General features: G+C 73.5%; 12 protein-coding genes. 6 read left to right on the forward strand and 6 right to left on the reverse strand.

The genetic code is table 11. The features are described from left to right. Positions 1-78: 78 nt before the first annotated feature. Genes RMN98_RS19345 through RMN98_RS19365 form a run of 5 tightly spaced genes read left to right on the forward strand, consistent with a single transcriptional unit; the run spans position 79 to position 4091 of the window. Positions 79-1167, forward strand: coding sequence for a 3-oxoacyl-[acyl-carrier-protein] synthase III C-terminal domain-containing protein (locus RMN98_RS19345; protein ID WP_309650454.1), 1089 nt, complete (start codon positions 79-81; stop codon positions 1165-1167). Continuing rightward, positions 1164-1700 carry an isoprenylcysteine carboxylmethyltransferase family protein gene (locus RMN98_RS19350; protein WP_309650455.1) on the forward strand — a complete coding sequence of 179 codons (537 nt, stop codon included), beginning with the start codon at positions 1164-1166 and terminating at the stop codon, positions 1698-1700. Before RMN98_RS19345 ends, RMN98_RS19350 begins: the two co-directional genes overlap by 4 nt. Beyond that, complete coding sequence (locus tag RMN98_RS19355) at positions 1693-2715, forward strand: NAD(P)/FAD-dependent oxidoreductase (RefSeq protein ID WP_309650456.1); 1023 nt, start codon at positions 1693-1695, stop codon at positions 2713-2715. Before RMN98_RS19350 ends, RMN98_RS19355 begins: the two co-directional genes overlap by 8 nt. Next, the gene (gene idi / locus RMN98_RS19360; protein ID WP_309650457.1) at positions 2712-3299 is read left to right on the forward strand and encodes an isopentenyl-diphosphate Delta-isomerase; all 588 of its coding nucleotides are present in this window, start codon (positions 2712-2714) and stop codon (positions 3297-3299) included. The genes RMN98_RS19355 and idi overlap by 4 nt, the downstream gene beginning before the upstream one ends. A gap of 9 nt (positions 3300-3308) precedes the next feature. Continuing rightward, a complete protein-coding gene (locus RMN98_RS19365; protein WP_309650458.1) occupies positions 3309-4091 on the forward strand; it encodes a UbiA family prenyltransferase in 783 nt (260 codons plus the stop codon). Between the two features lie 6 nt (positions 4092-4097). Here RMN98_RS19365 and RMN98_RS19370 read toward each other — a convergent pair whose 3' ends face one another. The 4 genes from RMN98_RS19370 to RMN98_RS19385 form a co-directional block, all read right to left on the reverse strand. Next, positions 4098-4784, reverse strand: coding sequence for a VC0807 family protein (locus RMN98_RS19370; RefSeq protein ID WP_309650459.1), 687 nt, complete (start codon positions 4782-4784; stop codon positions 4098-4100). 106 nt (positions 4785-4890) lie between these two features. Then, positions 4891-6477 (reverse strand): phospholipase D family protein, encoded by a 1587-nt coding sequence (locus RMN98_RS19375; protein WP_309650460.1) that lies wholly within the window; start codon positions 6475-6477, stop codon positions 4891-4893. A gap of 9 nt (positions 6478-6486) precedes the next feature. Next, positions 6487-6783 (reverse strand): DUF2218 domain-containing protein, encoded by a 297-nt coding sequence (locus RMN98_RS19380; protein WP_309650461.1) that lies wholly within the window; start codon positions 6781-6783, stop codon positions 6487-6489. Positions 6784-6833: 50 nt separating this feature from the next. Further along, entirely contained in the window at positions 6834-7757 is a 924-nt protein-coding gene (locus RMN98_RS19385) for an ATP-binding protein (RefSeq protein WP_309650462.1), read from the reverse strand. A 112-nt stretch (positions 7758-7869) separates the two neighbouring features. Between RMN98_RS19385 and RMN98_RS19390 the strand changes: the two genes are divergently transcribed. Beyond that, complete coding sequence (locus RMN98_RS19390) at positions 7870-8250, forward strand: DUF6578 domain-containing protein (protein ID WP_309650463.1); 381 nt, start codon at positions 7870-7872, stop codon at positions 8248-8250. On the opposite strand, the gene RMN98_RS19395 is transcribed toward RMN98_RS19390, so the two are convergent. Continuing rightward, a complete protein-coding gene (locus RMN98_RS19395) occupies positions 8231-8908 on the reverse strand; it encodes a hypothetical protein (RefSeq protein ID WP_309650464.1) in 678 nt (225 codons plus the stop codon). The two genes, RMN98_RS19390 and RMN98_RS19395, sit on opposite strands and share 20 nt — an antisense overlap. Then, positions 8838-9095, reverse strand: a 258-nt coding sequence (locus RMN98_RS19400; protein ID WP_309650465.1) for a hypothetical protein, incomplete at its 5' end; no start/stop codon positions are given. The genes RMN98_RS19400 and RMN98_RS19395, both read right to left, overlap by 71 nt.

Genomic DNA, 9095 nt, shown 5'->3' on the forward strand with positions numbered 1-9095 from the left:
CCGTCGGTCCGGGCGGGGTCTGCCGTCGGGTGGGTACCGTGACGAGGGCACCCGCCCCTCGACGAAGGAGCCCGACGCATGGAGATCCTCGCGGTCAGGGGCGCCCTGCCTCCGCACACCTACCCCCAGCAGGAGATCACCGAGGCGTTCGTCGAGGTGATCGCCAAGCGCAGCGTCGACGAGCGGCTGCTGCGACGGCTGCACGCCAATGCCGGGGTCCGGCAGCGCAGCCTGGTCCTGCCGCTGGAGGCCTACGGCGCCCTGGAGGGCTTCGGCCAGGCCAACGATCTCTTCCTCGAGCACGCGGTCGAGCTCGGCTCCCGAGCCCTCGTGGACGCCCTGAAGGCCGCCGACCTCACCCCCTCCGACGTCGACCTGGTCGTCGTCGCCACCGTCACGGGGCTGGCGATCCCCAGCCTGGACGCGCGGATCGCCTCGGTCGTCGGCCTGCGCCCCGACGTCAAGCGGGTGCCCCTGGTGGGGCTGGGGTGCGTGGCCGGAGCGGCCGGCATCGCGCGCCTGCACGACTACCTGGTCGGGCATCCCGACGAGGTGGCCGTCCTGGTGTGCGTCGAGCTGTGCTCGCTCACGGTGCAGCGCGACGACGTCTCGGTGCCCAACCTGGTCTCGAGCGGGCTCTTCGGCGACGGCGCCGCAGCGGTGGTCGCGCGCGGTGGCACCGGGCAGCGCAGTGCAGGGCGGGGCGGACCCGTCGAGGTGCTCGCCACCCGCAGCCGGCTCTACCCCGACTCCGAGCGGACGATGGGCTTCGACGTCGGCGACGGCGGGCTGCGTATCGTCCTCGACGCCGGCGTCCCGACCATCGTCGGTCGCTACATCCGTGAGGACGTCGACGGCTTCCTCGCCGACCACGGCCTGACCCGCGCCGACATCGGCTGGTGGGTGTGCCATCCGGGAGGTCCGAAGGTGATCGAGGCGCTCGAGGTGGCCCTCGAGGTCCCCCGGGAGGCCGTCCAGCTCACGTGGGACTCCCTGGCGTGCATCGGCAACCTCTCGTCGGCCTCCGTCCTGCACGTCCTGGCGGACACGTTGCGCGAGCGCCCCCCGGTGCCGGGCAGCCACGGGATCGTCCTGGCCATGGGCCCGGGGTTCTGCTCCGAGCTGGTGCTGGTGCGGGCGACGGAAGCTGCCGGAGGCGAGGCGTGACCACGCTGCTCGCCTTCACGGTCGTGGTGGCAATGGTCGGCCTCGAGCGCCTGGCCGAGCTCGTGGTCAGCAAGCGCAACGCCGCCTGGAGCCTGGAGCGCGGCGGCCGCGAGACCGGCCAGGGGCACTACCCCTTCATGGTCGTGCTGCACTCCGGCTTCCTGGTCGCGATGCTCGTCGAGGCGTGGGTGCGCCGCCCCGACGTCACGCCGCTGCTGGCCTGGTCGATGCTCGTGGTCGCCGTGGGCGCCCAGGTGCTGCGGTGGTGGTGCATCACGACCCTCGGGCAGCGGTGGAACACCCGCGTCATCGTCGTGCCCGGCCTGGCACCGGTCACCGGCGGCCCCTACCGGTTCCTGCGCCACCCCAACTACGTGGCCGTCGTCCTGGAGGGGGTGGCCCTGCCGCTCATCCACGGGTCGTGGATCACCGCCCTGGTCTTCACCGTGGCCAACGCCGCGCTGCTGACCGTGCGGATCCGCGCCGAGGACGCCGCCCTCGCCACGCTGCCGCAGGCCCCGTCCCGTGCGTGACCTGCTGGTCGCCGGCGGTGGCCCCGTCGGGCTCGCCACCGCCCTCTACGCCTCCCGTGCCGGCCTGGACGTCGCCGTCGTCGAGCCCCGCCCCGGGGTCATCGACAAGGCGTGCGGGGAGGGCCTGATGCCCGGCGCTGTCGCCGCTCTCACCGACCTCGGGGTCCCCCTGGAGGGGCACCCGATCACCGGCATCCGCTACCTCGACGGTCGCCGCCAGGCCGAGGCGGCCTTCCGCCACGGGCCCGGCCGCGGGGTCCGTCGTACGACGCTGCACGCGGCGTTGTCGCTCGCCGTCGCGCAGGCGGGCGTCCCCACCGAGAGCCGTGCCGTGCGCAGCGTCGAGGACCGGGGCGACCACCTCCTCGTCGACGGGGAGCCCACGCGGCACCTCGTCGCCGCGGACGGCCTGCACTCCCCCGTGCGCCGGCTCCTCGGGCTGGACGCTCCCGTCGAGGGCCACCGACGCTACGGCCAGCGCTGCCACCTCGACGTCGCTCCCTGGACGTCGATGGTGGAGGTGCACTGGGCCGCGGGCAGCGAGGCCTACGTGACCCCGGTCGGTGACGGGCGGATCGGGATCGCGGTGCTGACCGACGAGCGGCGACCTCTCCAGGACCTGCTCGGCGACTTCCCCCGGCTGGCGGAGCGCCTCGGCACGCACGAGGTCGCGGACGTGCGCGGGGCCGGCCCGCTGCGCCAGCGCGCTCGTCAGCGGGTCGCCGGTCGGGTGCTCCTCGTGGGCGATGCCGCCGGTTACGTCGATGCCCTGACCGGCGAGGGCATCGCGCTCGGCCTGGCCCAGGCACGCGCTGCGGTGAGCGCCGTCGCCGCGGGCCGTCCCGCCGACTACGCTCGCGCCTGGCGCCGGCTCGGCTGGCGCCACGACCTGCTCACGCAGGGGCTCCTGACCACCACCCGACACCGCGCGCTCCGGCGTCGCATCGTCCCCGCCGCCGCAGGAGTCCCCTGGGTCTTCGGCGCAGCGGTCAACCAGCTCGCGAGGCCCGCATGACGACCGAGACGCCCACCGAGGAGCTCGTGGTCCTGCTCGACGAGCAGGGCCAGGCGATCGGCACCACCCCCAAGGCGGGCGTGCACCACGCCGACACCCCGCTGCACCTGGCCTTCTCCTGCTACCTCTTCGACGCGGCCGGACGGCTGCTCCTCACCCGTCGCGCGCTGAGCAAGCCGACCTGGCCCGGCGCCTGGACCAACAGCGTGTGTGGCCACCCGGGACCCGGCGAGTCCCTCGCCGACGCCGTACGACGGCGCGTCGGCGACGAGGTCGGCGTGCGGGCCCTCGGGGTCACCCTGATGCTGCCGGCGTTCCGCTACCGCGCGGTGATGCCCGACGGGGTCGTCGAGAACGAGATGTGTCCGGTCTTCGTCGCGACCGCCGAGGGTGAGCCCGACCCGGACCCGCGCGAGGTCGAGGACCACCGGTGGGTCGACTGGGCCGACTTCCGTCGCGCGGTGCTCGACGGGTCGCAGGAGATCAGCCCGGGGTGCCGCGACCAGGTCGCGCAGCTGCCGCAGGACCCGCTCGCGGCGCCGGCACGGGCCGCCGACGCGCTCCCGCCGGCCGCTCACGTCTGAGCCTGCGAGATGCCCGCGCTGCTCCGTGCCGCCCACGGAGGCCCCACCCTCGCCGTCACGGTCCTTGCGCTGCTCCTCGGGGTGGCGGCCGACCTCACACCGGGGCGGCTGGTCCTGGTCGGTCTCGCGGTGCTGGCCGGCCAGCTCTCGGTCGGGTGGTCCAACGACCTGATCGACCTCCCGCGTGACCGGGCCGTCGGGCGCACCGACAAGCCGATCCCGGCAGGCCAGGTGGGCGAGCGGACGGTGCGGCTCGCCTGCGCGGCCGCCGTCGTCGCCGTCGTACCTCTCTCGCTGGCGTGCGGCCTGACTGCCGGCGCCGTCCACCTCGCCGTGGTGGCGTCCGCGTGGTCCTACAACCTGGGCCTCAAGGCGACCGTGTGGTCGTGGGTGCCCTACGCCTTCTCGTTCGGCATCCTCACGGTGTTCGTGTCCCTGGCGGGGCCGCTGGGTGAGCCTCCGCAGTGGTGGGTGCCCACCGCCGGCGCCCTGCTCGGCGTCGGCGCGCACCTGGTCAACGTGCTGCCGGACCTCGCAGACGACGCGGCGACCGGGGTGCACGGACTCCCCCACCGCCTCGGTCCACGCCTTCTTCCCGTCGCCGCGACCGTGGTCCTCGTGCTCGGGACGCTGGTCGTCGTCCTGGGAGCGGGGCTGACCCGGGCGACGCTCGTCGCGCTCGTGGTCGTCGCGCTGCTCGCGCTGGTCGCGCTCACCGGCAGAGGACGGGCGCCGTTCCTCGCCGCCATCGGCATCGCCCTGGTCGACGTGGTGCTGCTGGTCGTCGGCTAGGGGCGCTCAGGCGACGCGGGCGACAGCGGGGCAGAGCAGCCCCTCGTCGCGCGCCACGACGGCGGCGGTGACGACCGTGAGGCCCGCCGCGACCGCGGTGAGGCTCAGCCCGGTGATGCTGTTGGCCAGCACGAAGGTCTCCATCGACTGCGTCTGCAGCAGCCACAGGGTGGCGCTCGCCTTGCCGAGGCAGACCAGCGCCCAGACCAGCGTGAGGTCGCGGAAGAGGCGCCGGATGCGTGGACGCACCGAGATCTCGTGGTCCATCGGGTAGAAGTCGCCGGCCAGACGCGCCACCATCGGTCGAGCGCTCGCGAGCGAGAGCAGGAAGGCCGTGGCGACCACGCCGTCGCTGATGATCGGCTGCAGGAAGTAGAAGTAGGTGCTGTCGGCCACGAACGAGACGACGGTGCGGCCGGTCAGCACGATCGCGGTCAGGATCAGCAGCCCCGACGTACGCCGGTGGGTCGCCGCACGCCACGCGATGGCGCCGTAGGCCCACGCGAGGGCGACGAGCATGGCCGTCCAGACCCCGGTGGCCATCAGGCACACGTAGAACAGCGTGGCCGGCACGGCGCAGGCGATCAGCAGGCTCAGCGCGACGCGTTTGACGATGGAACGGAGGCTGGGCCGGTGGGACGTGTCCGCGCCGAGGTCGGACCCGGTGGCAGTGGTGCTGGTCCCTGGCGGCATGGGGCCTTTCGCGTCGTCGTGGCTGGCTGGTTCCCTCACCGTACGCCGATCGGCGCCGTAGCGTGCTTCCTGAGACGAATCCCACGGTGGGACCCCGGCATCGTGGCTAGAAGGAGTCGCGGCGCCGCAGCGACCTCGGGCGGCCGTCGGGGTCGTGCATCGTGAGGTAGGCCGGGAGGGCCCACGTGCGCTGCCAGCGACCGAGCTCGGGGACCCGGAGGCGCCGCAGTCGACCCGCGGGGCGCTCGCCGCGTCGACCCCCGGCGTGCCAGGCGTCCAAGGCGTCCGCGCTGCGGGAGAACGCGTGGAACATGGCGATCGGGTCGACGCACCGACTCATCGCCGCAGTGTCGTCCTCGTCCAGGTCGAGGTGCTCGGCCGCCAGCCGCACCCTGAGCGCACGGGCGTAGGCACCGGGGTCGGCCGGGTCGGTGTCGACGACCACGGCCGACAGCTCCGAGTCGTGGGTCCACGACCGGCGGTTGAAGTTGTCCGAGCCGACGCTCGTCCAGGTGTCGTCGATGATGCAGCACTTGGCGTGCACGTAGACCGGCGTGCCCGCGTGGTTCTCGATGCCGAAGACCGCGACCCGGTCGGGAGCGGCCCGGTGCATCTCGGCCATCGCCCGCCGGCGGCCGAGCAGCTCGGGCACCCGGGCGGCTCCGGCCAGGTCCGGGTGCAGGGGCACGACGGCCAGCACGTGCAGGTCGGGCTGGTCGCGCAGGGCCTGGACGAAGGCGTCGCCGATGTGACGACCCCAGAGGTACTGGTCCTCGAGGTAGACCAGCGTGCGGGCCTTCCCCAGGGCCTTGCTGTAGCCGCGGGCCACGCTGCGCTCTCCGCCGCGGGCGAACGGGTAGTCCCGCCCCAGCCGGAGGTCGGGGTAGGTCCGGAGCAGCTGGACCGCGTGCGTGGCGCCAGGAGGTGACGGTGGTGGGAGTGTCTGCTCGGGCAGCGGGTCGGGCCTGACGTCGAGGCCCAGCACCCGGTCGCGCAGCCAGAAGAACGGGCTGCGCGTCAGGGGCGTCGGATCCTCCCAGCGCTCGCGGAAGACGGTCTCCACGTCGTGCACCGCCGGACCGCTGATCGCGGCCTGGATGTCGTGCCACGGCGGGGTGTCGCCGTACTCCTCGGCCATGGTGCCGAGCGCCTGGGGGTCACCGTCGTGGTCGGCGTCGTCGCGCCGCGAGTGACACAGGTCGATGCCCCCCACGTAGGCGACGTCGCGAGAGGGGTCGTCGCGGTGCCGGATCACCAGCAGCTTCTGGTGGTGCGACCCGCCGTGGCGCACCCGCATGTCGAGGAGGGCCTCCGCGCCCCTGGACTGCAGGTCCTCGCCGAGACGGAGGTTCTCCCCGGCCGTGAAGCCCATCGCCGCGCTGTGCGAGCGCCACACCAGTCCCCGGACGTCCACGCCGCGCTCGTCGGCCCGGGCCAGCACGTCGGCGACCTCGCTGCCGGAGCGGCCGTCGAGCCGCTCGTCGGCATCGCCCTGCCAGTCGGTGAAGAGGACGAGGTCTCCCTCGCGCGTCGCCTCGAGTCGCTCGAGCAGCTCGGCGAAGTAGGTGGCTCCGTGGATGAGCGGGCGCACCACGTTGCCCGTCGACCAGGCCTCGTCTCCGGGGTGCCGGTCGTCGATGCGGGAGTGGGGGTTGCCGCGCTCGTGCTGGCGCAGCAACCAGTCGGTGGACACCGGAGCCGGTCAGACGTGCCAGACGACGTCGAGCTCGTCGCGCTGGCCGAAACGCTCGAGGTGCTCCTTGACGACCTGGGCGAAGCGTGCGGAGTCGTCACCCTCGGGCACGGAGACCTCCACCTCGAGCGCGCCCTCGACAGCGCGGAGTCGGATCACCTGCCCTCCCTCCCACCGCTGCACCAGAGCGCCGTCCTCCTCGACGGCCTCGCCCCGCTGCGACCAGTGGCTGAGGAGCTGCTTGGCGTAGCGCTCCGGTCGGAGGGTGCTCATGGTGCCGGTCACGGTCTTCATCGGGTCCTCCACGTGGGCCAGGCTACGCCGATCCTCTCGAGCCGATCCGGTCGCGCGGATCGCTACGCCGGCAGCGCGAACCACACCGTGGTGCCGACCGCGTCGCGCTCGGAGCCCCAGCGCTCGGCGAGGGCGTCGACGAGCTGGAGCCCGCGTCCGTGCACCCGCAGCGGGTCGTCGTCCTCGTCGGGCTCGGCGGCGGCGTGGTCCCCCGGTCGCCCCTGGTCGCGCACGATGATCGTCAGCTCACCCTCGTCGAGCACCACCCGCACCTCGGCGGCGGCATCGGTGTGGATGATCGCGTTGGTGACGAGCTCGGAGAGCAGGAGGACCGCTGTGTCGGTCACGTCGTCGTCCACCGACCAGGTCGCGAGCTGGCGCCTCAGGAAGCGGCGGGCGGTGCTCGCGGCACGCGGGTCGGCGTCGACGACCACGTCGCCCACCAGGGCACGCTCCTCCACCGGCTCGTCGGCGAGCACCTGCTCGCGGCGCACTGCGGCCGCGCGCACCTCGACCAGCCCGGCGGCCGCGTCGGCAGCGACCCGGAAGAGGTCCTCGCGCTGCCCGGTGTCGAAGCGTTGCGGCTGGTCGTAGAACAGGATCAGTCCGCCGAGGGGTGACCCGGTGCCGGGCAACGGCAGGGCCGCCAGCGCCGCGACGCCCTGCTCACGCTGGTGCTCGACCATCCCCGAGAAACGGCGGTCGAGGGTGTCGAGGTCGCCCAGGATGGGCTCACCGCTGCTGACGACGGCGGTCAGCGGCACGTCGTCGTAGGCGTCGATCAGGCACCACGCGAGCTCGCCGTCGGCGTCTCGCGCCTGCGCGGTGAACCGCAGTCGACGCCCGCCGCCCTCGGTGAGGGCCAGCCCGACCCGTTGGCAGCCCGGGAGCCGCAGGATGCTCGCGAGCACCCGTCGTACGACGTCGTCGAGATCGGCCGCGTGGGCCCGTGGACCCGCGGACCCGACACCCCCAGTGACGTCCACGCCCCCAGGGTAGACGTGGCTCCGCCCGGCACCGGGTGTTCGTCGCCTGCCGGACCGCGCCGACCACGGGAAATCGCTCGCGACCGGACGTTGCGACTGGGACCCTCCGGAGATGCGCGTGAGGGTGTGGGTGGACGCGTGGCACCTGCGGTGCTGTGCGCCACCCTTCGAGGTGGGCGACCGGGTCGCCTGGCCCTTGGCGACCGACGCGGAGCAGTCCGGCTGGCTCGAGGAGGTCCTGGGTGCCGACCTGGCCCGGACGGTGACCTTCACCGAGGACCACCACGACGCGCTGCCGGTCGCGACCCCGGAGACCCACGGCGTGGTGCAGTCGATCACCGCCGCCACCATGTCCGTGGGCACGTCGTCCGGCGCTCCTGCGCCGGCACTCCTGGTGGACGTGCGAGGAGCCGAAGGCGGTGACATGTCGTGTCACGGCCACCGGCTCCTCGGCTACGTCGTAGTGCTGGAGGTCAGCGCACCCGCACCGTGAGAGGTGCGGTGGTGTCGCCGGTGACCGACTCGGAGCCGGGCAGGACCAGGCGGTACTTGAAGGTGCCCCTGCGGGTCTGCGTCGGGAAGGTGACCCGGGTGGAGTTCTCGCCGACGGCGACCGTCTTGACGGTGGTCCACGTGCGGCCCGAGAGCTTCTGGAGAGTGGCGCCGCTGATGCCGCCCTGGTGGACGGTGACGACGTCAGCGGAGGCTGCGCGCCCCTTGGCCACGGTGGCGGAGGTGCGCCAGCCCTCGATCTCGGTCACGCCGACGGGGGCGTCGTAGGTCTCGGGGTTGCCGTCGGAGCTGATCTTGCACTTGACCGGCGACTCGATCGGGGCGTTGTGGAAGCTCTCACCGAAGTGGTAGTTGCTGCCCGCGACCTGGACCCAGACCACGGCGTACTCGGTCACGCCGGCCGGCCAGCTGCGGTGCTGGCTGTAGGTGAAGCCCTGCGTGCCGGACCAGGTGGTCTCGTCGTTGTGGTAGTTGAGCGTGACCTCGCCCTTGTCGGTGCTGAGGCGGATGTTGACGTCGTTGGACTGCCCGGCCGGGATGTCGGAGGGGTAGGCCACGGTCAGCGCGTCACAGGCAGGCGGAGCGTACTTCCAGTTCCAGTCGAAGTTGCCGTTGGTCGACGTCGGCGGGTTCACCACCGGCGGCAGCTCGGCGGGAGGCGTGGGCGTCGGGGTGGGCGTCGGCGTCGGGGTGGGCGTCGGGGTCGGCGTCGGGGTCGGCGTGGGCGTCGGGGTCGGCGTGGGCGTCGGGGTCGGGGACGGCGTCGGGGTCGGCGTCGGGGTCGGCGTCGGGGTCGGCGACGGGGGCGGCGTGGGCGACGGGGAC

It is taken from the genome of Nocardioides sp., assembly GCF_031397825.1.
In the GTDB taxonomy this organism is placed as follows: domain Bacteria; phylum Actinomycetota; class Actinomycetes; order Propionibacteriales; family Nocardioidaceae; genus Nocardioides.

Coding starts and splice junctions, on each gene's coding strand:
- RMN98_RS19370 (WP_309650459.1), bottom strand. CDS start 4,784: ATGCCGCCAGGGACCAGCACCACTGCCACCGGGTCCGACCTCGGCGCG.
- RMN98_RS19345 (WP_309650454.1), top strand. CDS start 79: ATGGAGATCCTCGCGGTCAGGGGCGCCCTGCCTCCGCACACCTACCCC.
- RMN98_RS19365 (WP_309650458.1), top strand. CDS start 3,309: ATGCCCGCGCTGCTCCGTGCCGCCCACGGAGGCCCCACCCTCGCCGTC.
- RMN98_RS19390 (WP_309650463.1), top strand. CDS start 7,870: ATGCGCGTGAGGGTGTGGGTGGACGCGTGGCACCTGCGGTGCTGTGCG.
- idi (WP_309650457.1), top strand. CDS start 2,712: ATGACGACCGAGACGCCCACCGAGGAGCTCGTGGTCCTGCTCGACGAG.